The following is a 26,159-nucleotide window of genomic DNA, read 5'->3' on the forward strand; positions in this document are numbered from 1 at the left end:
ATACCCGGTCGTGATATAGATATCCTCTATCCCGTTCCGCCGCAGCCATTTGAGAAGAAGTTCGATAACGGGCTTTGCGCCAATCGGCATCAAAGGCTTGGGCAATACCGATGTGTACGGCCTTAGGCGCGTTCCTCTTCCTCCCGACTGAATGACGGCTTTCATCCGTGCCTCCCTTTCGTCCAATCTGACATGTTGCTTTCGACGGAATGAGCCGCTTCACGTGTTCGTGTGATTGTCGCTATCCAGGACTTCGGTGGCGTCCGTCCGGACCCATGAATTATCGGAAGCAAATTTCACCGCGGTCTCACTGCGAAATTCTCTGTAATCCCACTGAAAGATAGCATTGCAGGCTTAGCGAGCATAGCAAATGAGGGCCCATATTACGAGTTAACTCTAGAGGCAGACCAGTGATACGGATGTATTCGCTATCGTAAAACTTAAGATCCTTGGATATCACTTGGGATAGCACCATGGAAAATAAGTTTAGCGCCACGTCTCCATTGCCCCTCTCATGCCTCCCGAGATGCTTGCAACTGAAGTTCCCAGCTAGGATTTTCGCCGCCCGAACTAGACCGCGAGGAGCGATCTCGTCAGCGCGACTACGTGCTTTCTGACATTCCGACTGTAGAAGTAGATCGCCTTGGCCGCGTCGCGAGCGACGGCGGTGGCCGCACCGCGCGAAAGACGGAACTCCATGAACGGAACCTGGTCGCCTCCGTACTTCTTTTTGTACTCGCCGCCATTTCCCCAGTAGTGAGCTTCTATTCCTCGCCTTTTCCAATGCTGCATCGCGTGCCAGTGGAGTGTCTCGTTTGGACGGACCTGTTGATGCTCCCGGAAGCTCGCATTCCCCCAGAAGAAAGAAATTTTGTTGAATCCCGGGTAGATGCCCGTTGCTATCTGCTGTCCGTCGGAGTTGCGAGCTCGAAGAAGGAGGAGATTTCCCGTGCTGTGATAATGCTTGATGAGAGCCTCGACGCGCTCCTGCCGGTAAGTTGGTTTGAGGTCCTGCTTGGCAAAGACGTCGAGAAGCTGCTGATAATATTCGGCGGCAAATCCCTCGGCAGCAGCTTCTTCGACTATGACGCCGCTTTTGCTCGCCTTTCGAATGCAACGGCGGCAGGCACTATCCATCCGGCCGAACAATTCGTCCTCGGAAAGGGTCAGGTCGCTACGGAATGTCTGGCCCGTTCGAAGATGGAAACCGAGTTCGACCATGTCCTCGCGGTCTAAGAAGGGATCGGAGATCTCGAGATGATGGCACTTCATGTCGCGAAACACGAAGGGGATCAAAGCGGAGACGGCTGCGGTTCGCGAGAATCCCGGTTCCAGATTCAGTCCCATGTAAGGTGTCGTCCAGCCCGGGAATGGGCTCCCCATGATGTTGAACCCCATCCTCTTGATGCGCACACCCGAAAAGAAGCCGAGGGTACGGCTGCCGTCCGTCAGCGCGGCAACGACGGGCTCGCCGCCCTGGGTTTCGCAGACGAAGTCCAGCCAAGCCTTCCTCTGCGAGAAGGTACGATCCTCAAACGCGTCGAGGCGTTCCCAATCGACGAGATCGTATGGAATTTTCGTGAATTTCATCTAATGCCGCCGGAAATGAAATCGTCCATCGCGTCTATGGCGCGTGTAGCGGATCATCCATGCACTTCAGTGCTAGGTCCAGCCGACGTCAGCGACGACTACACCAAATTCCTAGACCTACACCGAATGCGCCTGGCGATCTGGGTGACTCCGGTGAGATCGACGCAGGCGGAAGCAGCATCTCCTTTGGCATTAGGCTCATATTAACAAAGTCAATCTCTTCGAACCGCCCGACACCCTGGAGGTACCTCGACTGGAATTCCGCTAGCTAGAATGATCCGCCGGAGTGATGGCGCGATGATGATATCTTCGCATTGCGTCGGCCAGAGTGTGAGCTCGTCACCTGAGAGAGGCTGCAAACTCCGCAAGCGTCCGACGATTTCCGGGACCATTCTAAGGGAAGATCATGTGTGGCATCGTTGGGTTTCTTTTCTCGCCTCGCCATTGCAGGACGGAGCCGGGTCCCCTTCTTGAGCGAATGACCTCGACCCTGGTGGCGAGGGGGCCGGACGACCACGGCGAGTGGATCGATCGATCAGCCGGAGTCGCGTTGGGCCACCGGCGCCTGAGCATCGTCGATCTGTCGCCGGCCGGCCATCAGCCGATGATTTCCCAGAGTGGACGCTACGTCCTGGTGTTCAACGGCGAAATATATAATCACAAGGACATTCGGAAGTCCTTAGAAGAGGATGGCGAAGCAGGCCACTTCTCTGACCCTAATGACGAGCTTTCGAGACGCCAGAGAGGCTGGCGAGGTGGGTCCGATACCGAAACCCTGCTGGCCGCCATTGAGAGATGGGGGGTTCGACAGGCACTCGGACGATGTGTCGGAATGTTTGCCTTCGGCCTCTGGGATCGGCAGGAACGTACACTGACACTCGCGCGGGATCGCCTGGGGGAGAAGCCTCTCTACTACGGGCACACGAACGGCATGTTCGTTTTCGCGTCTGAGCTTAAAGCGTTTCAAACCATTCCGGACTTCTCTCCCGCCATCAACCAAACCGCTCTCTGGCAATATTTCTACCAAAGGGCGATCCCGGCTCCCTACTCGATCTACGATGGGATCTTCAAGCTCGAGCCAGGGCAGTTGCTCACGTTCGGGATGAAGGAACCTCTGGCGTCAAGCGAGATGGCGACCGAATACTATTGGTCTCTTCAGACAGCGTTGAACCGCGATCCGTTTCGTGGAACGCCCGAAGATGCAGTGGAGGAACTCCGGAACATTCTCACGGACGCTGTCCGCATGCAGATGATGGCGGATGTTCCAGTCGGTGCATTCCTTTCGGGAGGTATCGATTCCAGCACGGTCGTTTCGCTCATGCAGTCCGTATCGAGCGGCAATGTTCAATCCTATACGATCGGGTTCGAGGAAGCGGGTTTCAATGAAGCTCATCATGCCAAGGCAGTGGCCAATTGTCTCGGTACCGATCACCATGAGTTAACCGTCACTCCGTCCGACGCGCTCTCCGTTGTCCCCCATCTGGCCGAGATATGGGATGAACCGTTCGGCGACAGTTCTCAAATTCCTACGGCGATCCTCTCCCGGATGACACGGCAGAATGTCACCGTGGCCCTCAGTGGCGACGGGGGAGATGAACTCTTCTGCGGGTATAAGCGGCAGCAAACGGCAGCCGCTATCGAGCGCATCCCCGGAAAGCCGCTGTTCGGTGCACTGTTGGTTGCATTCAACTCGCCTTCCGCCATCATGCGGCTGCGGGCGCTCCCAGTCGGTCGTTCACCGAAAGCTGCTGCCAATCGCCTCGGAGCGTTGGCCGAGATGTTCGCTCTCGACAACCCCGCTCACCGATATATGGCCTTTTCGTTCAGACCGGATTACTGGAGTTCCTTGTTGAAGGAAGCATCGCACCGTCATATCGGCGCCTCAAGGTTTCCAATATCCGACGCACGTGATATTCTTACACTCGTATCCGCAATGGATGCGGTGACTTATCTTCCGACGGACATTCTAACGAAGGTGGACAGGGCCGCTATGGCGGTCAGCCTCGAGACCCGGCTGCCGCTGCTCGATCACCGAGTGGTGGAATTCGCTTTCAGCCTGCCGTCCTCGTACAAGGTCAGGAACGGCCAATCGAAGTGGCCGTTGCGCCAGATCCTGAACTCCTTCGTGCCGAACTCGATCATTGATCGACCGAAGATGGGCTTCGGGGTGCCCGTCGGCACATGGTTGAGAGGTCCTTTGAAGGCCTGGGCGTCAGACTTGCTGTTTTCACGCGACGTGCAGGACGATTTCCTGAATGAGAAAGCCATCAAACGGATGTGGGACGATCATCAGTCCGGAACATGGAACTATGCGGACCATCTCTGGCGTGTTCTGATGTTGCGTTCATGGCAGGCGTGCTATGGCCGCTAAGAAGGTTCGCATCCTGTTCTTCCTTCCGAGCTTGGCTGCGGGAGGCGCCGAGAGAGTCATTTTGACATTGCTGAAGAACCTGTCTCGCGACAGGTTCGAGGTGTCCCTTGCCGTCATCAACCAGAAGGGGGCTGTTCTCGCGAGCGAACTCCCGAGCGATATCGGGATATACGACTTAGATACCGGACGGCTCCGATTCGCCCTGACAAGGGCTGCAAAACTTATCTGGAAGCTGAAGCCCGACATCGTCTTCTCGACGATCGACTATCTGAATGTCGCGCTGGGATCCACTCGGCACTTCTGGCCGAAGCAGACCGCATTTGTTGCCCGTCCGGCTATCCTTTTCAGTGCCGAACTGAAGACACGGCGGCGGCCTTTCGTTTGGCAGATGCTTCATAGGTTTGCCGTCTGCCGGGCGGATCTCGTCGTGTTCCAGTCGCGCGCGATGGAGGAGGATTACCGACGCGCGCTCGGTTGGCGAGGCGAGGGGGCGGTGGTGATCCACAATCCGCTTGATGTCGATCTCATTCGAAGTCGAGCACGGCACGTGACGGACACAGGTTTTGATCCTGACAGCTTCAATCTCGTGGCTGCGGGGCGGCTCGAGGATCAGAAAGGCTTCGATGTCGCCATCGAAGCTGTTGGCCTTTGCCGCAACGAGAATGTCGTTCTGACGATTCTCGGCGAAGGCAGACTGCGCGACTCCCTGGAACGTCTCATCAAAGAACGGAATTTGCAGGATCGGGTGCGCTTGCTCGGATACACGCCCAATCCATATCCGTTCTTTGCGCAGGCTGACGCCTTTCTCCTGTCATCCCGGTTCGAGGGGTTTCCGAACGTGGTCCTCGAGGCCCTCTCGTGTGGCACCCCCGTGATCGCGACACCCGTGGCCGGCCTGAGATCGACCTTGAGCAACGTCCCGGACTGCCATGTCGCTGTCGATCACAGTGCTTCTGCGCTCGCTCGCGAGATCGACAAATGTGCGGGTGGCGGCCGCTCGAGAGTTCAGCCCGATGCCGTCAGCAGTTTCGATGTTGAGCACATCGTTGGGGAATATGAGAGTGCGCTGGCTGGCATAGGTCTCCAGCAGTCTGCGGACGAGAGGTTCATTCAGGCCATCAGCTAAGGCCTCATGTCGCCGGCAGACGGCGTCGTGCGTGAATGGGGATATGCAGCCGGCCGGTCCGGCAGCGAATGAGGAGTCGAATGGGTGGCAGCCAGTATTGGAATGTTTGATTCACAGATTCCACAAAGTCGATGGCTCAATCCGGTCGGCTTGGGCCTTCTCATGTTTACGGGACTGAACCTGAATGCGGTGGCCGCCATGTTCATCGGCGAGGCCGAGATGCTGTCGCCGCTTGCACTCGCGCTGACGCTCATCCTCGTCGTCCAGTACGCTAGGTTGCGGCACCTTTCATTCATCTACATGCTGTTTGCCACGACGATGTTGTCCTACCTGGTCATGGGATCGGTGCCTCGGATGGAAACGATCTTGATCGATCCCTATTATATCAGACTGTATTTTGTTACATTCCTGTTGGTGTCCGCATTGTATTTTTGGCTCGTCTCGCTCGATGAGCCACGACTGGTTTCTGTGCTGGTCGTCTTCAAGTACCTGACGCTGATCGCCTGCGTCGGCACGATCTTTTCAAGTACACTGCAACACTACCAGGCAGTGTCCGCAGCCGATGCGATCTACGGAGGGCCTGGTGACGAAATGGAGCGTGCATCTGGAATTTTCGAGAACCCGAACCAAGCCGCGACGGCCGCCTTGTACTGCTTGGTCCTGGTTGTGGCGCTCCCTGCGAGGAGTTTCGTCTGGAGGTCGGCCCAAGTTTTGATCGCTGTGATCGCTCTTGTGATGACGTTCTCAAAGGCCGCTATGCTGGGCGGCTTGGTATTGGCCGCAGCCTTCGTGCTGACGAGACGCTCATTGAGTACCATGCTGCTTTTTTCTGTGGCGGCGGCAAGCGGCATCATCGGCCTCTGGTTCGTTTACGAGCACGATCTTTTTCGCCTCTCATGGGACCAGCGCGAGAGATTGGCGGACGTGTTCAACCTGGTGGGAGGAGAGGTGAGCGCGCGAACGACCACGGGTCGGACCGTCCTTGTGGATTTTGGACTTCAGAAGATAAAGCATGTCTTTCCCTGGGGAGCCGGACTGGGCGAGTTCCATGCCATGGAGGGTGGCATCAGAAAGGTATTGAACGGCCTTGAAACGAACAGGTGGCTGGGCATTCACAATACATTTCTGACAATTCTGGGGGAAAGCGGCCTGATCCCGTTCCTTATCTTCATGGGCTTTCTCATTTGGCCTGTGATCGCGGCGCGACATTCGAAGTATCGCGGCATCGTCTTCGGCTTTACGATGACGCTCATCATTCAGATGACCGCTGGACATGACGTCCTCTTGCTGCGGTTCACTGACGCGATCGTAGCGATCACTCTTGCCGTGGCTACATTCGCTGCTCGAGAGAAGGTGGCCCAGAGGCGCTTCGCTCCCGGTCACACGGATGCCCTTGTCCTCGCGACGTAGGTGGGGCGGCGCGAGCTCAGCCAAGTCAGGTTGTTTGGATGATCCGGATTTTGCGCAATTAGTCAGAGGGAGCGGGTCTTAGCGGTCTGAAGCCTGGATCCTTGGCGCCCGCTCCCGGCTCTAGGTCAGGAGAGCGATGCAATCACGTCCAGCATCACCTCGGTCGCACCGCCCCCGATCGACAGAACCCGCGCATCGCGTGCCATACGTTCGATGGGACTCTCGCGCATGAAACCCATTGCGCCGTGAAATTGGACGCACGAATACATGACCTCGTTGGCAAGTTCGCCGCAGAAGGCTTTCACCATCGAGACATCGCGCATGCAATCTTCGCCCGCGGCCATGCGCCATGCGGTAGCGTATAGGAACTGGCGGCCGGCCTCGACCTTGGTCGAGAGCATGGCAAGACGTTCACGAATGGCCTGCATGTCCCACAGGACACCTCCGAACGCCCGACGTGTTCGAACCCAGGCGAGCGTCATGTCGATCGCCGCCTGAGCCGCCCCGATGGCCATGGCGGCTAGGACGAGACGCTCGTTCTGGAAATTGCCCATGATCGAGTAGAAGCCTTGTCCTTCCATTCCGAGCATGTTCTCGGCAGGGATGCGACAGCCTTCGAAGACGAGCTCTGCGGTGTCGGAGCAGCGCCAACCGTGTTTGTCGAGGGCGCGGGCTACCTTGAGCCCCGGCGTTCCCTTCTCGACGAGAAACATCGAGATGCCATGGCTTCCGGCCGAAGGGTCGGTCTTGGCGGCAACGCAGTACAGGTCCGCATAGACGCCATTGGTAATGTAGAGCTTCTCGCCGTCGAGGACGTAGTCGCTTCCGTCCCGCCGGGCACGCGTGCGGATGGCCTTGACGTCCGATCCTGCATCCGCCTCCGTGATGGCGACTGCGGTGATAACCTCACCGGTGATGATTCCCGGCATCCAGCGGGCGCGCTGCGCCTTGGTCCCCTGATGGAAGACGTGCACGGAGGCCATATCGGTATGCACCAACGTCGCGATGGCGACGCCCCCATAGGTCGAGCGTCCGAGCTCCTCTGCGAACACGGTCGAGGCAACAACATCCATCCCGGCACCGCCATACTCAGCCGGGTACTGGATACCTAGGAAGCCCAGCTCGCCCATCCGGCGCAGGACGGGACGTGGAATGAACCCATCCTCTTCCCAGCGATCCGCATGCGGCTTGATTTCCTTCTCGACGAAGCGGCGCACCTGGTGGCGCAGGAGCTCATATTCTCCTCCTGCCCACGGTAGCCCAGTTCCCCGTGCGAGTCCCCTGGTGTTGTCCATACACTTTATCCGATCCACTGCAGATCCTGACATGACGTCGCCATCATGGAGGCGCTCCATGATGGCGAACTAAAGTCTTATTCCGTCTTAGATCTCGATCTCCTCGCGGGGACCATCGCTTGTCGCGGGCGCGCTTGCCTCCGCCATCCAGAGCATCCCGTCGATCACCTCGGCCAACCCGGCTACGGTTGGCCGCTCGAAGAGATTGCGGAGCTGCACATCGACACCGAAGGTCTCCCGCAGGCGAGACACCGCGCGCATGACAAGCAGCGAATGCCCTCCAAGGTTGAAGAAATTGTCGTTCCGTCCGATCGACTCGACCTTGAGAAGGTCACACCATAGAGCGGCCAAGGTCTTCTCGGTTTCCGTGGACGGTGCGATGAAATCCTCGACCGGCTGGATGTTGTCTCCCGTCGGTTCGGGAAGGGCGGCTCGATCAACCTTCCCGTTGGTCGTTAGCGGCAAGCGATCCAATCGAACGAAATGCGTTGGCATCATCGCATCCGGCAATTCCTCTGCGAGATGGGCCCGTAGATCTGCGACGCTCACATTTTCGGGTGAGACATAATAGGCAACGAGACGCGCGATGCCGTCCTCAGCGGCAAGCGGCTCGATGTATCCGATCTGTGCCATGATTTCCTTGATGCGCGGCACGTTGAGGTCGTCGTTCAATTCGTCGATGGCTTCGTCACGCGTCTTCTGGCCTAGCCGAACGTCCCAGCTGTAGGGCAGGGCGTAGTTGTGATATCCGCGCTGCTTCTTATGGATGTATATCCCGACGTCGTTGATCAGGCAGTTCGTGGAACGTCCGGTATCGGACGGTCTGCTCCAACCCGCCTGAGTTTTCAGGAACTCCAGCATATCCTCGAGAGGAACGCTCCAATACCGATAGAAGTCGACGAACTTGACTTCCTCGAAAATCGAGTCGTTTCGGAACACATCGACGTCGAGATAGCGTGATACGGCGTCCTCCCGGCGATGATACTCCTTGCGGGCTTCGGCCACGAGTGCGTCCAGACGAGACGGATCGTAATCGTCCCGCTTGAATACCTCCTCGGTCAGCCGCGTCTCGAAGAACTGGCCGCGAGAGAGACCGGTTACGATGTAGCCGATACCGTTCTCGCGCGCGTAATTGGTGGCAAGGGTGTAGATCGTCTTGAAGCAGCCGTTGCAGACGTTCGCGAACCGCTTCAGGCTGTCCACGAAAATCTCGTTCATGTGGGGTGTGCTCCCCCAGTGATGATCGACGCCGAGGCCGTTCACAAGCCGTCGGATGTTCGCCTTGGCGTCATCCGAGATGAAGCCGTTGTCCAGCGTGTACGTGAGCGGTTTCACGCCCATGGCGACAAGCTTGCAAAGCATGAAGCTGCTGTCTTTTCCACCGCTCAGGAGAACGATGCAGTCGTAAGGACCCTTACGGTTCGCCTGCATCTCGGAGATCAGAACTTGAAGATCCTCCGGCGTCCTGAAGTAGGACTGTGCCTTATCGACGTACGTGTCGAATGCTTGGCACAGATTGCATACGCCGTTCTCGTCATACGTCGTGCCAGGCATGTCCGACGAGACACCGCAGCGTTCGCAATAGCGCACCTGCGTAGCAGGCTTCGCCGCTGACGCGGCAGTTGCAATGACGGCACAATCGTGGACAAGCGGATGTTTCATGAGCCGGGCTTCGATCTCACCCAGTTCCACACGCGCGCCGCCGACCTTCACTTGATGGTCCGCACGGCCCAGAAAGTCGAGGCGCCCATCAGAGCTCCATCGGGCAAGGTCTCCCGTCCGATACATTCGCAGCTTGGACGTTCCATCGCGCGGATCCGTGGTCATCAGGAATCGCTCACCGGTCAGATCAGGACGATTGAAATAGCCCTTCGCGAGGCCATCTCCCGCAATGAACATTTCTCCGATGACGCCCGGTGGGACCGGTTGATGAATCTCGTTGAGGACGTAAATTCCGGCATTGGCGGCCGGGGCGCCGATCGGCACCGACGGATGCTGGTCCTGAACGATGTCGAACCGATGGATCATGCAGCCCACCGTGGCTTCTGTCGGACCGTATTCGTTGTAAATCTCGACGGGGTGGGGAATGGCTTGCGTGATGTCACGGGCCAGCTCGGTCTTGAAGTCTTCCCCTCCGACGATGAACTTACGGAGCCGCGTCGCCCGCAGATTCCGATCGCGGATCATGGCGAGATGAGCGGGCGTAAGCTTCACGATGTCGACAGCATTGTCGTCGACGACCTTGAGGACGACCATGCTCTGTGCCCCCGGATCGCCGAGGTAGACGACAATCCGTCCCCCCGTGACAAGGGGGGTGAAAAGAGTCGTCACGGTCAGGTCGAACGCGAGAGACGAGAAGAGGGGCCAAGCCAGACGTTCGCCAGCACTGTAGACCCTGGCAGCCCACCAAATGTAATTGACCAAGCTCCGATGGCTGATCATTACGCCTTTGGGCACGCCCGTCGATCCGGACGTGAAGATGATGTAGGCCGTCCCGTCCGGGGTCGCCGAGGATGGATGGTCGGCATACGGCTGGCCTGAAATCGACTTGAATTCGGCGTCGAGGACGAATACGTCGACAAGTGCTGGCGGTAGGTTGGACTGAAGATGCGATTGGGTAATTGCGAGCGTCGGCGCCTCGCCCGTGCCGTCGGCAATATCCTTCAGGATCCTTGCGATGCGACCCTTCGGTGTCGCGGCATCCAGTGGCACATACGCTGCGCCGGACTTTAGGATACCGAGGATCGCAACCACCACTTCCATGGAATGTTCCATGAGAACAACCACGCAGCGGCCCGGTCCGACACCGGATGAAGCGAGGTACGCGGCCACCTGGTTCGAGCGCTCGTTCAGTTGCTGGTAAGTCAGCGTTTCGGAACCGTCACGAATCGCCTCCGCGTCGGGAGTGCGCGCCACCTGAGAACGAAGGAGTTCGATAATTGTCTCGCTCGATGGATAGGGTGCCTCGGTGGCATTATAGTCGATAACCAGGGACTGGTGATCCCGATCATTCAGAAGAGGAAGCGTGACGCTATCCATCGGAGCGGGAAGGATCTGATTCATGGGGTTTCCTCAACTCATCGGGCCGATTGACGGTACAGTTCGGCAATGGACGGTGCGTCTGGTTCCTGGAGCATGAGCGGGCCGTAGCAACTCTTCGGGCCGTAGTAGATCTCGGCGTGGGGCGCTACTTCGAGCCAGCGGAGTGGTGCGGCTCCGGAGCGAACCCAAGCCTTATTGGGAAGAAAGATGCAGAGTCTTCCCTGGTAAGACGTGGGCCTATATCGCCGCACAGCGGTAGTGGCTGTCGCTTCGAGGCGCGAGCGCCGTGCCAGCACCGGATCCGGTTTGACCTTGTCGCCTTTGACTCCGAAATAGGCGAGTAGGGGACGCAGACCGTTGCTGCGGTTCCTGAAGCGGGTGCCCAGATACCGCGCGCGTTCGCCAAGATGCTCGAAGCAGGCTGCGATCGACGGCATCGTCACGGCTTTGCGCAGGTGATGGATGACAGCGCCGGCTCGGCGCTTGCCTTGGAAGAGCATCAGTCGGGACGCAGCCTGATATGTGCTCGGATGAACGGGGCCGAAGAGCGCAAGGCACTCGACGTTTGCCCCTTGTTGCTCGAGAACCTTCGCCAGTTCGAAAGCCGTCGACGCACCGGAGCAGTACCCGGCAATGATGTAGGGGCCGGTAGGCTGAAACTCGAGGATCTGGCGCGCGAAATATGCAGCGATGTCTTCGACCCGATCCATGGGGTCCGTGCGCCCGTCCAAGCCGGGTGGCTCAAGAGCAAAGAACGGTTGATCGTCGCCTAGGCGCTTTGAGAGGTCCGAGAACGAGAACACGACGCCACCATGCCCGGGCACTGCGTAAATGGGCGTGCGTGTCCCGCGGGATTGCAGTGGAACGATGGATGGCTGTTGACGGGCGGCCGCCGCCGCCATGTTCAGAAACCCGATGATTTCACTCTTCCGCTCGCGCAACTGGTCGCGGAACTCCGACGTCAATGCACCGGCGGGCGCACTGCACCGCAACTGGCTCCCCTCCAACCAGACCTTGATGTCTCTGCCCGCGAGATCAGACAGAAAGTCTGGAATCGTCATCGCAGCAATATTCATTGGTATCCTCATGACTTCTGAAAAACCACGGTCCCGATGTATCCAGGCTCCGGCACGAACGTGAGGGCCTCCCAATCTCCTTCATCGGAGGCGACCAGCTGACCTAGTCCGCATCCTATTGCCTTCGAGATGGCTTCGAGCCGGGTCCAGCGTCGGAAAAAGCCTTCCACGCGTTCCTGTGGAGTGAGTGAACGAAGGGATTCGTATTCGGGAACCGAAAAGCACAGAGCTGCGATATCGTCCGCCTCGGCAATAGGATGCACGGCCTCTATGTCCACGCCGATTTCGCGGGTGTTCGAGAGAGCCACGATGGCGAGGTCCTCGGATCGGGAGATGCCGAAACGCAACTCTTTCGAAGGCATGCGTGACGAGAGCCGGGGCTTGCCCTGCGGGCCATATTCCAGCTCGACATCGGATGGTGGGATTCCTAACTTCGAAGCGAGGATATGGCGCAGATGCCCGCGTGTTGCGACGAACCTGCGACGGTCGCGCTCCCGAACCAGACCTCTTGCGCGCTGATGCTCATCCTCGCTCAGGCACGCACTCATCTCATGCACAAGGTCCGATGCGATATCGAGCCTTAAAGCCAGAAGGTCCAAGCTGCCGCATCCCATGGCCGGCATCATGATCTCGGACCTCGAGGCGGCAGCCAGAGTCATACGTGAAATCCGATCGCTTGGGGTTCGTGTTGCGAAAGTGCAGCTCGTTCCAATGAACGGGATTTCCATTCATGCCGAGTGATTTAATGAAACATTCAAGTGCCCACCAAAGCAAGTAGAACGCGTTGGATATTTGGGTGTATGAGCTGCCTACACCAAATGGTGGAGGTAAATGGACCTGGAGATATAGAGTTGCTTGATAGTACTCGGGCCTGCTTGGCTTCGTCGTACCTGTTAGGTCGATTGCGCGGCACTGCCGCATGTGTCCGATCTGAAGTGTGTAGGATGGGTCGAATTCAGGGATACACTGGTCAGGACCGAAATCATGTCTTGGGTAGGAGGTCACCACCATCGTATCGGTGGTGATCTCACTGATCGCCGGCTGGTGGCTCCAAGATCTCGGGTTGTCGCAAGAGTTCGCGACCTTCCAGCTGCCTTGATCATAGGTTGCAATCCTCGTTTGACCGGTTCGGACAAGGACCACAAGGCACCGTGTCCGGCGAGACCGCTCTTGGGCGAGCCCGATCCACGGTCGCCGGAAGGAAAAGGTGTGGGAAAGCGCCTGAGAGGTCCGACTGCGCGGTTGAGCCGCAACCGCGGCGGAATTGCTGCGGGTGACAATCAAGACACAACATTGTTTTTGTTGTCTAAATCCTTGACCCTGCGCCTTGCTTGAAGCCGAGCGGAACCTATAAACGTAGCCATTCCGCTTTAACCTGACCCGGCGGGAAGACCGTGAGGTCGGGCCGATGGGTCGATCCCCACATCGTGACGAAACTCCGAAGGCCATCGATGGCATTGGTTAAGACGACATCTCTTCCGGGCAACATCGGCAATCGCCAAGTGAGCGCTGACGCCGATACCCAATCGGGATCGGCTGCGCCGCCACAGCGCGCGAACTTAACGCGAAGGGCTGTCGACCGTGTCCGGGTCCGGCACCAAAAGGCGGCTGAGCGGATCGGCGCGGCTACCGAGGAGCTTGCCAGCGGGGTGACCGAGGCCTCGTCTGCGGCCGAAGAACTGCGCCGCGCGATGGAGCAGATCGCAAGTGGTGCCGAGGAGGCCGCAGGGGCATCGCAGCAATCCCTTGTTGCGATCGTGAGTCTCGGAAACGCGTTCTCCGAGGCGCGGCAGCATGCGGAGGCGGCTCGTACCAAGATCGGCAGCCTCCAGACGCGCCTAATCGAGACGGGGGGGCAGATCGATTCTTCTATCGCGGCCGTCGCGACCAATGCAGTGCGTCAGAACGCTATGGTCGATGTCGTTGCCCTCCTCGAGAAGCAGGCTGTCGCGATCGGGGACATTACCCACACAGTCAGCGAAATTTCGGACCAGACGAACCTTCTGGCCTTGAACGCCGCCATTGAGGCGGCCCGGGCCGGAGACAATGGCCGGGGCTTCGCCGTCGTGGCCGACGAGGTGCGGGCGCTCGCCAGCACGTCGGAACGGAGCGCGCAGGATATCCAGGGCCTCGCGGAAGGGATCGTTACCGAAGTTCGCTCGATCGCCGAGAGGATCAGGACCACGGCGGAAACCGGAGCGGGCGAGGCTCAGGCTGGCCGTGCCATCGTGGCGGCCCTCGACAAGATCCGTGCCGATATGACCCATCTTGCCGAGGGGAGCCAATCGATCCTCATCGCCGCCATCGAGGCCGAAGCGGCGGTCCGCGAGGCACAACGTGGGGCGGAGCAGGTGGCCAGCGCGGCCGAGGAGCAGGCGGCAGCCGCCGCCGAGGCTCAGCGAGCCGTGCAGCAACAAAGCGTCTCCCTCGATCAGAGCCAGCAGACCGCTCAGGAACTCGCCGTCTTGGCCGATGAGCTTCAGGCGAACACCGCGGGCTCATCCTCATCCAATGCGGAGCAGGTCGGATCGGCAGCCGAAGAGCTATCGGCGGCTATTCAGGAGTTGTCCGGCGCCGCCGGCGAGATCATGACTGCTGTCGATCAGATCAGTCGAGGCGCCCAGATGCAGGCCGCCGCGACCCAGCAGGCCAATGCCGCGATGGAGCAGATTGAGCGCGCCACCGGAACATCGCGGGATATCGCCGTCGTGTCCGTCCAACGCACTGACGAACTCGCTTCTCTCCTTCGGGAGAACCGCTCTGCGACGATGCAGATGACTGCAGGTGTGGAGCATGGCCTGAAGGAGACCCGAGCCGTCATCGATCTGATGGACGGTTTGGATGAGTCCAGCCGCCGCATCGAGAAGATCGTCGACGGCATTGCGCTCGTCGCAGTCCAGACGAACATGCTGGCCGTCAGCGGCTCCATCGAGGCTGCCCGGACCGGGGAGGCCGGCCGCGGCTTTGCGATTGTCTCCAGCGACATCCGCGCGCTGGCGCGGGACGCCTCCGAGAATGCCGACCGCATCAAGGAATTTATCCGGCAGATCCGTAATCAAATTACACTCGTCAGGCGAGATCTTGAGCAGAGCACCGCCATTTCGGAGGCGGAGGTAGCCAAGAACGGCCTCATGGTCGAGAAGCTGGCCGCGGTTGAGACGGAAGTGGCGGCAATCCAGCAAGGCAGTGCTGCTATCCTCTCGGGAGCGGAGACGATCCTGAACGCCGTGCGGGAGGTTCGGTCAGGTACGCAACAGGTCGCAGCGGTGGCCGAGCAGGCCGGAAGTGCTGCCGCTCAGGCTGCAACCGCAGCGCGGCAGCAGGCGCGTGGTGCCGAGGATCTGGCCGCCGCTATCGAGGAGATTGCCTCCCTGGCCGATGAACTCCAGAGCGCGGACTCGTAACATCATGGCCGAAACGGCTCCTGCGGCGGGCTCCCAGTTGTTCCTTACCGTGGAAGTGGGGCGTGAACGTTTCGCCCTGCCGGCCTCGGACGTTGCCGAGGTGATCCGGCCGCCGGCCGTGACCCGAGTGCCGCTCGGCCCGCCCAGCTTGCTTGGGGTCGCCAATCTGCGCGGCGGCGTGATGCCCATGGTGTCCGTTCACAGCCTCTTAGGAGACGAGCCGCGTCTGAACGCGAGTGCCCGAGTCGTTGTCCTCAATCGCAGCACACCGATCGGCCTTGTCATCGACAGGGTAGCATCTCTGGCGCAGGACGGCGGGGCTGAGCCATCGATCTTAGCGGATGACCAGAAGCAAACTCCTGAACGTGTGATCGATCTCGACACGCTGCTGTCCCGCGATTTCGGTCGCTTCCAGAAGCGTGCACATCTTCCTCGCGTCGCGGGAAGTCAGGAGCCGCAAGCCAGCGAGGACGCTCAAGGAGACGAAGAGCCTCTCGTCTGCTTTTCCGTGGCAGGTCAGGACTTCGCGCTACCGCTGGATTCAGTTGAAGAGGTCGTAGCGATCCCGGCTGAGGTCGCAGCGATCCCCCAGGCGGAGAGCGTCATGCTCGGCGTCATGGCCTTGCGAGGGCGCCTGCTTCCGCTTGCCTCGCTGCGCGGACTCCTCGGCCTGCGGGCCGCAGGATATGGAAACAGCAAGTCCAGGATCGTCGTCATTCGGATAGGCGAGGCTTTGGTCGGTCTCGTCGCAGACGGTATGAAAGAGGTTCTCCGCATTCCTTCCGGTGAGATCGACCCGGTTCCGGCAATTTTGGCCCGAGGCGAGGCAGAAGCCAAAATCCAGGGGATCTGCCGCCTCGAAGGAGGCGCGCGTTTGGTTTCGGTTCTCTCGACTGGCAGCCTGTTTCGTGATCAGGTTTGGGCCGAGCAGGTTGCGCCACATATCGAGAAGAGTTCCGCGTTGAGCAGCATCGAAAGTTCTTCAAGCGGCGACGAGCAGTTCATCGTGTTCAGATTGGGAGACGAGGAGTATGGACTGCCGATTGCGTCCGTAGACGAGGTCGTGCGGGTTCCGGAAACCCTGTCGCGCCTGCCCAAGGCTCCCGCTTTCATCGAAGGTGTGATGAACCTGCGAGGGCGCGTCGTTCCCGTGATCGATCAGCGGCGCCGCTTCAACCTCGCGGAAAAAGGGTTACGGCGTCACGAAAGGATCGTCGTTGTCACGATCGACCGGATGCAGGCCGGCTTTTTGGTCGACCATGTCTCCGAGGTTCTCAAGATTTCCCGAAGCCAGCTTCGCCCGACCCCGGATTTGGCCATGGATGGAAGTCAGGTCATCGACCGCATTGCGAATATCGACGTCGAGGGGCGGATGATTCTGTTGCTCAATCCGCGTGAGCTCCTGGACCACGCCGAGAAGGATCTGCTTGCCGCGATGGGCGATAATCATCCGGATCGGTCTGTTTCGTGATCCGGCTGCTGATCGTCGACGATTCTCCGCTCATGCGACGCCTTCTCAGCACTGTGTTCGCTGCCGAAGGCGATTTCGAGCTTGCCTTCGCGCGCAACGGCACCGAGGCCCTGGGACAGCTTGCCGCGTTCCGGCCGGATGTGATCACGCTGGATATCCAGATGCCGGAGATGGATGGGCTGACCTGTCTGAACCACATCATGCTGGAGCACCCTTGTCCCGTCGTGATGGTGTCTTCTCTCACCACGGAAGGGGCGGATGCCACCCTCGAGGCCATGAGCCTGGGAGCTGTCGATTTCATCACGAAGCCGAAGAGAGCCGTTTCGCTGGAAATCGAAACGCTAGCCCCCGTGCTCGTCGCAAAAGTTCGCGCCGCATCGCGGGCGCGCCTGCCTCGGACGCTCAGGCTAGCGGATCGGGTGCGGTTGCGGAGCGGACTGGACGTGAAGCCCTCGCCCGCTCTGCAAAAGCCTCTTCGCCCGGTACAGACCGCCCGCAGGTCTAGAAAGGTCGATGCGCCGGTTCGCAATCTCATCCTCGTCGGCACCTCCACGGGTGGTCCTCCCGCCTTGGATGCGCTGCTTACGCGGCTTCCGCCGGACTTTCCTTGGCCCTTGGTGGTGGCGCAGCACATGCCGGGATCGTTCACGGGGCCGCTTGCCCGCCGTCTGGACAAGCTGTGCGCTCTAAGCGTCGTCGAGGTGACCCGTCCGATGCCTCTCGAAGCGGGGACCGTCTATATAGGCAAGGGTGACGCGGATGTGATCGTCAGTATGCGTCTGGATGGCCCTGTCGTGATGGCGGCGCCGTCGCTTCCGGAGCATCGCTGGCACCCGAGCGTCGACAGGCTCGTGGACAGCGCCATGCAACACTTTTCGCCTGGGGGTTTGATCGGCGTGCTGATGACTGGGATGGGAAGTGATGGTGCGCAGACCATGACCCGGCTTCGTGAACAGGGCGGACGGACGATCGCCGAAGCCGAGGAGAGTGCCGTCGTCTGGGGCATGCCTGGCGAACTCGTACGCCGGGGCGGCGCGGAAGTTGTGACCCCACTCGAGCAGATCGCCGACCACCTCCTCGATATGGTAAGGCGCTCATGAGCAGGTCCCGATCGCCCGCCAGATCTGCAGGTCAAGGGAGCGGGCCGGGAGACGCTCTCGAGACGGATGAGATCCGCCGTCTTTGCGAATTCCTTTACCGCCGTACGGGGATGATCTTCGGGGAAAGCAAGCGCTACTACATAGAGCGACGTATCGCTGACCGAATGGCCGCCACGGGGATGCGCCCTTTTCCGACATATTTTTCGTACGCTCAGGCTAGCGAGAGCGAGGTCGAGTATCTGATCAACATCTTCACGGTCAACGAGACCTATTTCTACCGTGAGGAGGACCAGCTCCGATGTCTTGGGCGATCGCTTTTGCCGAACATCGTAAGAGGTAAGAAACCCGGCGATCTCGTGCGCATCTGGTCTGTGCCGTGCTCGACCGGCGAGGAGCCGTACTCTATCGCCATATGGCTCCTCGAAAACTGGCCGATGGTCGATGCCTACCATATCGAGATCGCCGGCTCCGACATCGACACCCGCGTTCTGCAGAAGGCCGTAGCAGGCAGCTATGGTGAGCGCGCATTGTCCCGCCTGCCGCCCGATGTGGTCGAACGCTACTTCGAACAATCGCGGGATGGCGAGCGCAGGATCATTCAGGACTTGCGGGAATCCGTGACCTTCACGCCCGTCAATCTGGTCGATAAGGCGTCCATTGCCGCCCAGGGGCGTTTCGATGTTGTCTTCTGTCGCAACGTCCTGATCTATTTCGACAATGCCTCACGTCTTTTGGCTGCCAACAATCTCTACGATGCACTGCATCCGGGTGGTTACATCTGCCTCGGCCATACCGAGTCCATGAGCCGTATTTCCAGCCGCTTCAGGCTTTGTCGTTACGAGGATGCAATCGTGTATCAGCGGCTGGAGGAGGGTCCATGATGGATGACCTTCTTCAGCATTTCATCGTCGAGGCGCGCGAACTCGCCCAGCAGGCAACTGACGATCTCCTGGCTCTGGAACGTGACCCTGCCGCTGCTGGCCATCTGGACAGCGCCTTTCGCGCCATTCACACTCTTAAAGGTTCCGTCGGGCTGTTCGATCTCGCCCCAATGGGGCTCGCGCTGCACGCGGCCGAGGATCTTTTGAGTGGTCTCAAAGCTGGGGAAGCCAGGCTTGACGGTGATGTGATCGACATCCTCCTCGAGTGCATCGGCAAAACGGATCGCTGGGTGGGCTTCATCGAGGAGCGCGGGCAGCTTCCGCCCGAGGCCGGAGAAGAAGGGTATCGCCTTGCAGGTCTTCTGCGTTCGCAGCTCGACCAGACGGTCGGGGCATCCGCTCCCGCGATTTCCGAAGCTGACATTGGCTGGATCGACGATCTATTGGCGACGGTTCCCGACCGAGAAGACTGGACGCGGCGCGATGCCCCGTTGATTGCCGTCCGCTACATCCCGCGGGCCGATTGCTTCTTTGCCGGGGACGATCCCCTGGCGCTTCTGAAATCCGTTCCAGATCTTCTGGCTGTTCGTGTGACGAGCAGGGAGCCATGGCCTCCTTCTGCAGACATCGACCCTTTTGCCTGCAACCTTCTGATCGAAGCCTTGGCCTCCGCGCCTTTCGATGCTGTGAAGAGCGTCTTCCGCTTCGTTCCGGATCAGGTCACGCTTCAGGACCTGCGTTGGCAGGGAACCTTCGAGGGGCGACGATCTGGGCCCGACGTTGTTCAAGGCCATGATCCAGGTGCATCCGAAGCGGCGGGCGCGCGGTTGATCCGGGTCGATGCGGCGCGGATTGATCGATTGGCCGATCTCGTCGGCGAGATGGTCGTCGCCAAGAATGCCTTGGCTCATCTCGCCTCCATAGGCGACGGGATGGATCGGGCCGATCTGGTTCAGGGCATTCTGACAAGTCATGCGGCTATCGATCGCCTGGTTGGGGACATGCACAGGGCAGTCATGGATGTACGCATGATGCCGATGCGCGAGGTTTTCAGGCGCTTCCCACGGGCTGTCCGTGAAGTGACCGGGCAACTCGGCAAGGCTGTCGACTTCTCCATGGAAGGCCAGGATGTCGAGGCGGACAAGTCCATCGTGGAGGGGCTGTTCGAGCCTCTGCTCCACATCCTTCGTAATGCCGTCGCCCATGGCACGGAACCGGACGATGTTCGCCTTGCGGGCGGAAAACCTGCCAAGGCCAGGATCGTGCTTAGGGCCTACAGAGAGGCGGACAGGATCGTCATCGAAGTGAGCGATGATGGACGGGGCATCGATCCCGCTGCGATCCGGCGGAAAGCCCGCGAGCGTAGCGTTTTTTCCGCCGACCGGATCGAGCGCATGAGCGATGCCGAGGCTATGGAATTGATCTTTGCTCCTGGGTTCTCTACGGCCGAGAAGGTTACGGACCTCTCGGGCCGCGGCGTGGGAATGGATGCCGTGCGCTCCTCGGTAGAGCGGATGGGCGGCCAGGTCGGGGTGCAGAGCAGGCCAGGGCGCGGCACGACAGTGCGCTTCATCCTGCCGCTTACCGTCGTCATGACGAAGGTGATGCTTGTCCGCATCGGCGGCGAGACCTATGGGCTCCCGATGGATGGGGTGTTGGAGACTGCCGTCGTTCCGGCCTCCCGTATCCTGCCCATTCAGGGGAGCGAAGCCTTTGTGCTGCGCGGCCGGACACTCCCCCTGGTGCGGCTCGCGGATCTCCTGGAGATCCCCTCGGGGAGTGTTCCTGGAGCCGGGACGAAGGTCATCGTCATGCGGTTGGGCGATGAAAAGGTAGGGATCGCCGTCGACGGCTTCGCGGAGCGCATGGACGTCCTGATGCGACCCATGGCGGGCATCTTGACCGATATGCCGGGACTGCTGGGGACGACCCTGCTCGGCGACGGCAGCGTCCTGATGGTTCTCGATATTCCGGAGCTGATCGGATGAGCGTGCGTTTGGACGGCGACGTCATTTGGCTGGAGGGGCAATGCCGTGTGGAGGACGCCGAGCCACTCCTTGCCTGGCTGCAGGCGAACAGGAACCGCATTGTGGATCTCACGAACGCGGAACACCTCCATGGAGCAGTGTTTCAGATTCTCATGGCCCTGAAGCCGGCCATCCGAGGGGAAGGAACAAACGCCTTCCTCAAGGATTGGCTTGCCCCCATCCTGATGGCGACAAAACCTCCCAACTCAGGGCTGCGCGGAGGCTGAGCAGTTGTCATTCGGGCCGTATACTCTAAAAGAAAAAATTGCCCTTCTCTTTCAAGCCGAATTGGCCTCTCCCGGCCGTATTGATCCCGTTGGCGGAGCATCCGAGTGCCTACAACCGTACTGATCGTCGATGACAGCAAGCTCGCGCGCATTGTCGCGGGCAAGGCCTTGGCCGCCCTGCAGCCCGAATGGGACCGTATCGAGGCCGGGAACGCGCACGATGCTCTTTCGATCATCCGCGAGAAGAAGGTCGATGTCGCGATGATCGACTTCAACATGCCGGACAAGGACGGACTAGAACTGGCGGCCGAATTGAGAGCCCTGCATCCGACGATGCCGATTGCGGTCATCACGGCCAATATCCAGGATGAGGTGATTGCCCGGGCGAGGGAGGTGAATGCCACGTTCGTGAGCAAGCCGCTGACCGAGGAAGGCCTGAGAGGGTTCATCGCCGGAGCCGCGTTGCGCCTGCGTTCAGGCGGTGAATGACCATGAGGAACGCCGACCTCGTCCTTTCCGATCTCGAACACGATGCTCTGACGGAAATCGTCAATATCGGGGTCAGCCGTGCGGCTTCGAGCCTGCGCAAGATGATTGGCGAGGAGGTCCTTCTGTCGGTGCCCTCCATCGAGATCATGGCTCCTCATCACGCGGCTCGATTGATTGGGGAGCGTGAAACGGACAATCTCGTTGCCATTCAGCAGCAATTCGAAGGTGCATTCTCCGGTCGAGCGCTCTTGATCTTTCCCGAAGCGACCAGCCTCGATCTCGTCAAGGCCATCATTGGAAGCGACGTGCCGCCCGAGCAGATCGTCGATATGGAGCAGGAAGCTCTGGCCGAAACGGGCAATATTATCCTGAATGGCTGCCTCGCGACCATGGCGAACATGCTGAAACGTTCGCTCAACATTTCCCTGCCGGAAGTGATCCGTGGAGATGGCACGAGGCTCTTCACGCATGCGCACGAGCGCTCCGGCGAGGGTCTCGTTCTCTTCCTCTACATCAATTTCTCCGTGCGAAACCACGATATTCGAGGTTATATCGCCATGCTGATGGATCTGCCGTCGCTCGCGGCATTGAAGGAACTGATCGCAAGCTTCATCGAGCGGGTCATTGGAGACGAGACGTAGACGATGCTTCAAAAGATTCGCCCTTACGAGTCTTACGACGTATGACAGCGCCGGTTCTTTCTCGGGGTGAAGCCCGGAAGGCGATCGAAGTCGCCGCAGGTGAACTGCGCCGAATGGCAGGTCCCGTCTTCTCTGCATTCGAAAAGTCCGGGCTCCCCATGGTTGCGACGGATCCACGGACCCCTGACAATCCTATCGTCTACGTCAATGAAGCCTTTTGTAGGATTACTGGCTATTCGCCTGAGGAGGCGGTCGGTAGGAATTGCCGCTTCCTCCAGGCACTGGGTGTGAATCAGGATACCATTACTCTCATCCGCGAGGCGATTACAGCCGGTAGAGCCATTTCGGCTGAGCTGCTCAACCGTCGCAAGGACGGCTCGGAGTTCTGGAATCATCTCTTCATCACCCCGATCGCCAGCGGAGAGAGCGAGCCGCAATTCTTTCTCGCAACACAGGTCGACGTCACTCAGGCATATGAGTCGAGAAACGCGCAGGCGGCGCTCGAGGCCAGTCAAAGAGAGCTGGATCAAACAAACGAGCGGCTTCGCCTGACCTTGACCGTAGCCGGGACCGGCGGTTCCTGGGATTGGGATATCACCAAAGGGCGCTTTACCGCAGACGCCCGCTTCGCCGCACTCCACGACCTCGATTCAGCCGAGGCGACAGAGGGGCTTCCCGCCGAGGCGTTCTTTAAGGCCATACACCCGGATGATCGCCGCAGAATCCGTTTGGCCGTCGGCGGCATTCTCAACGGGGCGGAAATCTTCTCGAAGGAATACCGTCTCCTGGCCTCCGACGGGTCCGTCCGCTGGGCGCTCGCAAGGGGACGCTGCCATTACGGCGACGATGAACGACCGCTTAAGTTTACAGGTGTAGTCACCGACATCACGGAACAGAAGCACGTCGAGGAACGTCTGCGGATCGCCCAGAGTGCCGGCGGGATCGGAACCTTCGAGTATGTGGACGGCTATGCGACCGTTAACGTTTCGGAGGAGTTCTGCCGTCTGCTCGGACTTCATTCCAGCTACGTCCTCCCGGTTCGCACGGTCAATGCGCTCATCGAACCGGGCGATCGCGCTCTCGTGGAGCAGAGTTCGAGTGAAGGCGCTTCCTACGTCGAGTTCAGGATTCGGCGCGCTGATAATAAGGAGCTTCGCTGGCTCGCTCGCAGGGGCGAGTATGTACGCGATGCGGAAACGGCCGGATTACGGTTCATCGGCGTCATCTACGACATCACGGCGGCGAAAGAGTCGGAGGCCAGACTTCGGGAGCTTAACGAGAGGCTGGAGAACCGCGTTGAGGAACGCACACGGGAGCGCGACCGACTCTGGAGTCTGTCGAGCGATCTCTTCAGCGTCTGCGACAGCGGCGGCTATCTCAATGCCGTCAATCCAGCCTGGACGGAGCTGCTTGGATATCAGGAGGAGGAGATCGTCGGAACCCGGATCGACTCCTGGATTCACGAGGAGGATCGTGCCCTGGGCGACAGCCTGCTGCAGAGTCTGCAGCAGGGCAGGGCCGTTACAGATATCGATCTCCGTGTTCCGGCGAAGGACGGTTCCTATCGGTGGATCAACTGGACCTTCGCTCCATCCGAGGATGTGTTCTATAGCGTCGGACGTGATGTGACCCAGCGCAAGCAGCTCGAGGACCAGCTTCGTCAAAGCCAGAAGATGGAAGCTGTCGGGCAGCTGACGGGAGGCATCGCTCACGATTTCAACAATCTGCTCACCGGCATCGTCGGCTCGCTCGATCTTCTGCAATCGCGCATGGCGCAGGGACGCCTTGAAAGGCTCGATCGCTATATCAATGCCGCGACAACCTCGGCCAATCGCGCGGCCGCGCTGACACACCGCCTTCTGGCGTTCGCCCGACGTCAGCCGCTCGATCCGAAGCCGGTCGCGGTCAACCGGCTCATCCTTTCCATGGAGGAGCTTCTTCGGAGGACCATGTCTGAATCGATCCAGCTCAGGATCACCGCAGACGACGATCTTCCGCTGACGCTATGTGATCCGAACCAGCTCGAAAGCGCCATTCTCAACCTGGCGATCAACGCTCGGGATGCGATGCTGCACGGAGGTATTCTCACCATCGAGACATCGATCACAAACCTGGACCGCCTCTATGTGGCTTCACAGCAGGAAGTCTCTCCCGGCCGCTATATCACGATCAGCGTCTCCGATACGGGCACCGGTATGCCTGCCGATGTTCTGGCGCAGGCGTTCGATCCGTTCTTCACGACCAAGCCGCTGGGTGAGGGAACCGGACTAGGGTTGTCAATGGTCTACGGCTTCGCCAAGCAGTCCGAAGGACATGTTCGAATCTACAGCGAGGTTGGGCGCGGGACCACGGTGAAGATCTACTTGCCGTGCCATGCTGGAGAGCTGGAGGGGGATGCTCCCACTTCCGCCTCGACCGAGTCTTACCGGGCCGGAGCGGGCGAGACTGTCCTGGTGGTCGAGGACGAACCAGTGGTCCGCTCCCTCATTCTCGAGGTCTTGGCTGATCTCGGTTACCAGGCATTGGAAGCGATGGATGGTCCTTCTGGCCTCAAAATCCTGGAATCGAAACAGCGGATCGACTTGCTCGTCAGTGACGTGGGCCTTCCAGGGTTGAACGGCCGCCAGCTCGCCGACCACGCGCGTCTCGTGCGCCCTCATCTGAAAGTGCTCTTCATCACCGGCTATGCCGAGCAGGCAGCCATCGCATCCGGCTTCCTTGCACCTGGAATGGAGATGATCACGAAACCCTTCGCCATCGAGGATCTGGCAGCAAGGATTCGTGAAATCATCGCGAAATCATAATGCGCTATCAACGGGCAATGCCTGCGGAGCACCGCAAGACTTGGGAGGCGAGGGAAGGTTTCTGCAACCAAGCCCCTGTTTCTCGCCCTGATCGATTTCAAGCAAGGGTGCGTTGATCCAAAAGATTTTTAGTGGGTGAGCGGGACAATTTCGAGTGGTCGATCTGGGCGTGATCTGCCTTCGCACCGACCTTCACCGCTTTTACGCCTTGGAGACACGACAAGCCGCAGCATGCGCTGCGGCTTGAACATTCCTGCTGTCAAACGCCTATTGCACCAAAGCTGGTTCGTATGACGTAGCCAGAATCCAGATTAGACGATGAAGAAATCCTTCTCTGTGATCGGAAGATGCTTCGAAAGCTTCGCAATCATCATCTTGGCGGCCGAACCGGTGCCATCGGGATCGTAATAGAGATTGCCGGTTTTCTCATCATAGATGACCCGGTCACTCTTGTCGTGAGCGGCCTTGCCCGTCCAGAACGCACTGGCCTTCAGTCGTCCAAGGGGACCAGCTTTGGTGAAGATATCCTTCTCCAAATGGATACTGTCGTACTTGACCGAGAAATCCGTGATCGTGTCGACATTCGCCTTGACCGGTTTGCTGTCGAAAACGAACTTGTCGGAGCCGGAGCCGCCCGAGAGGGTATCCTTTCCCAACCCACCATAGAGATAATCGTTTCCGGATGAGCCCGAAAGCTTGTCGTTACCACGTCCCCCATACAGCCGGTCGTGACCGGTGCCGCCATCGATGCGATCGTTTCCGCCGTAGCCCTTGAGCATGTCGTTTCCTGAGCGGCCGTAGATTTGGTCATTGCCGTCGTTGCCCAACAGCCAATCGTTGCCAGTCCCGCCGTCGATCATCACTGAGCCGTAACTAAACCGAGGAGTGGTCAGGTCGACCACATCGTTGCCGTCGCCGCTGAAAATCTGCGTCACATTTACAAGACGCGGTAGATCGATATTCGACGTGTCCAGATAGATCAGATCCGCATCTGCCGTGCCGTAGATCGTAAACAGGTCGCTGGTATCGCCCCAGACCTCCAGACTTGCCCGACCATACACCTGGGTCGACGTTCCAGATGAAGGTTCTCCAAGCGTCCCCGTGTCCGTGAACGTGTCGTACTTGAACGCTCCATCCCAATTCAGAAATTTCATGATGCTGACCTCAACCTATTGACTGAGCCCCCGTCGTTGTCCGGTATTTAT

General features: G+C 59.4%; 19 protein-coding genes. 12 read left to right on the forward strand and 7 right to left on the reverse strand.

Annotated features, from left to right (window positions below; translation table 11 throughout):
* Positions 1 to 165: NDP-sugar synthase (locus OC446_RS21115; protein ID WP_262031012.1), on the reverse strand; the 165-nt coding region annotated here is incomplete at its 3' end.
* 405 nt (positions 166 to 570) lie between these two features.
* Positions 571 to 1,590 (reverse strand): GNAT family N-acetyltransferase, encoded by a 1,020-nt coding sequence (locus OC446_RS21120; protein WP_262030985.1) that lies wholly within the window; start codon positions 1,588 to 1,590, stop codon positions 571 to 573.
* A 406-nt stretch (positions 1,591 to 1,996) separates the two neighbouring features.
* On the opposite strand from OC446_RS21120, the gene asnB reads away from it, so the two are divergent.
* The 3 genes from asnB (at position 1,997) to OC446_RS21135 (ending at position 6,497) form a co-directional block, all read left to right on the forward strand.
* The gene (asnB, locus tag OC446_RS21125) at positions 1,997 to 3,961 is read left to right on the forward strand and encodes an asparagine synthase (glutamine-hydrolyzing) (protein WP_262030986.1); all 1,965 of its coding nucleotides are present in this window, start codon (positions 1,997 to 1,999) and stop codon (positions 3,959 to 3,961) included.
* Positions 3,951 to 5,087: a glycosyltransferase gene (locus OC446_RS21130; protein WP_262030987.1), complete on the forward strand. Its 1,137-nt coding sequence runs from the start codon at positions 3,951 to 3,953 to the stop codon at positions 5,085 to 5,087. The genes asnB and OC446_RS21130 overlap by 11 nt, the downstream gene beginning before the upstream one ends.
* A gap of 84 nt (positions 5,088 to 5,171) precedes the next feature.
* Positions 5,172 to 6,497: an O-antigen ligase family protein gene (locus OC446_RS21135; protein ID WP_262030988.1), complete on the forward strand. Its 1,326-nt coding sequence runs from the start codon at positions 5,172 to 5,174 to the stop codon at positions 6,495 to 6,497.
* Between the two features lie 125 nt (positions 6,498 to 6,622).
* Here the strand turns inward: OC446_RS21135 and OC446_RS21140 are convergent, their stop codons facing one another.
* From OC446_RS21140 to OC446_RS21155, 4 genes are all read right to left on the reverse strand, one after another.
* On the reverse strand, positions 6,623 to 7,792 hold the full coding sequence (locus OC446_RS21140; RefSeq protein ID WP_262030989.1) for an acyl-CoA dehydrogenase family protein: 1,170 nt from the start codon (positions 7,790 to 7,792) through the stop codon (positions 6,623 to 6,625).
* 87 nt (positions 7,793 to 7,879) lie between these two features.
* Entirely contained in the window at positions 7,880 to 10,855 is a 2,976-nt protein-coding gene (locus tag OC446_RS21145; protein WP_262030990.1) for an amino acid adenylation domain-containing protein, read from the reverse strand.
* A gap of 14 nt (positions 10,856 to 10,869) precedes the next feature.
* Complete coding sequence (locus OC446_RS21150) at positions 10,870 to 11,910, reverse strand: thioesterase domain-containing protein (protein WP_262030991.1); 1,041 nt, start codon at positions 11,908 to 11,910, stop codon at positions 10,870 to 10,872.
* Between the two features lie 8 nt (positions 11,911 to 11,918).
* Positions 11,919 to 12,569: a 4'-phosphopantetheinyl transferase family protein gene (locus OC446_RS21155; protein ID WP_262030992.1), complete on the reverse strand. Its 651-nt coding sequence runs from the start codon at positions 12,567 to 12,569 to the stop codon at positions 11,919 to 11,921.
* A gap of 990 nt (positions 12,570 to 13,559) precedes the next feature.
* On the opposite strand from OC446_RS21155, the gene OC446_RS21160 reads away from it, so the two are divergent.
* The 9 genes from OC446_RS21160 (at position 13,560) to OC446_RS21200 (ending at position 24,954) form a co-directional block, all read left to right on the forward strand.
* On the forward strand, positions 13,560 to 15,314 hold the full coding sequence (locus OC446_RS21160) for a methyl-accepting chemotaxis protein (protein WP_262030993.1): 1,755 nt from the start codon (positions 13,560 to 13,562) through the stop codon (positions 15,312 to 15,314).
* 4 nt (positions 15,315 to 15,318) lie between these two features.
* Positions 15,319 to 16,785 carry a chemotaxis protein CheW gene (locus OC446_RS21165; protein ID WP_262030994.1) on the forward strand — a complete coding sequence of 489 codons (1,467 nt, stop codon included), beginning with the start codon at positions 15,319 to 15,321 and terminating at the stop codon, positions 16,783 to 16,785.
* The gene (gene cheB / locus OC446_RS21170) at positions 16,782 to 17,885 is read left to right on the forward strand and encodes a chemotaxis-specific protein-glutamate methyltransferase CheB (RefSeq protein ID WP_262030995.1); all 1,104 of its coding nucleotides are present in this window, start codon (positions 16,782 to 16,784) and stop codon (positions 17,883 to 17,885) included. Before OC446_RS21165 ends, cheB begins: the two co-directional genes overlap by 4 nt.
* On the forward strand, positions 17,882 to 18,766 hold the full coding sequence (locus tag OC446_RS21175) for a CheR family methyltransferase (protein ID WP_262030996.1): 885 nt from the start codon (positions 17,882 to 17,884) through the stop codon (positions 18,764 to 18,766). Before cheB ends, OC446_RS21175 begins: the two co-directional genes overlap by 4 nt.
* A complete protein-coding gene (locus OC446_RS21180; RefSeq protein WP_262030997.1) occupies positions 18,763 to 20,754 on the forward strand; it encodes a chemotaxis protein CheA in 1,992 nt (663 codons plus the stop codon). The genes OC446_RS21175 and OC446_RS21180 overlap by 4 nt, the downstream gene beginning before the upstream one ends.
* Positions 20,751 to 21,020: a hypothetical protein gene (locus OC446_RS21185; RefSeq protein WP_262030998.1), complete on the forward strand. Its 270-nt coding sequence runs from the start codon at positions 20,751 to 20,753 to the stop codon at positions 21,018 to 21,020. The genes OC446_RS21180 and OC446_RS21185 overlap by 4 nt, the downstream gene beginning before the upstream one ends.
* A gap of 105 nt (positions 21,021 to 21,125) precedes the next feature.
* Positions 21,126 to 21,509: a response regulator transcription factor gene (locus tag OC446_RS21190; RefSeq protein ID WP_262030999.1), complete on the forward strand. Its 384-nt coding sequence runs from the start codon at positions 21,126 to 21,128 to the stop codon at positions 21,507 to 21,509.
* A gap of 2 nt (positions 21,510 to 21,511) precedes the next feature.
* Positions 21,512 to 22,150, forward strand: a complete 639-nt coding sequence (locus OC446_RS21195) for a chemotaxis protein CheX (RefSeq protein ID WP_262031013.1) — start codon at positions 21,512 to 21,514, stop codon at positions 22,148 to 22,150.
* A gap of 113 nt (positions 22,151 to 22,263) precedes the next feature.
* A complete protein-coding gene (locus OC446_RS21200; protein WP_262031000.1) occupies positions 22,264 to 24,954 on the forward strand; it encodes a PAS domain S-box protein in 2,691 nt (896 codons plus the stop codon).
* Positions 24,955 to 25,265: 311 nt separating this feature from the next.
* Here the strand turns inward: OC446_RS21200 and OC446_RS21205 are convergent, their stop codons facing one another.
* Positions 25,266 to 26,108, reverse strand: coding sequence for a calcium-binding protein (locus OC446_RS21205; protein WP_262031001.1), 843 nt, complete (start codon positions 26,106 to 26,108; stop codon positions 25,266 to 25,268).
* Between the last annotated feature and the right edge of the window lie 51 nt (positions 26,109 to 26,159).

Origin of the sequence: Microvirga sp. Mcv34 (genome assembly GCF_024519725.1) — a bacterium.
Taxonomy (GTDB): Bacteria; Pseudomonadota; Alphaproteobacteria; order Rhizobiales; family Beijerinckiaceae; genus Microvirga.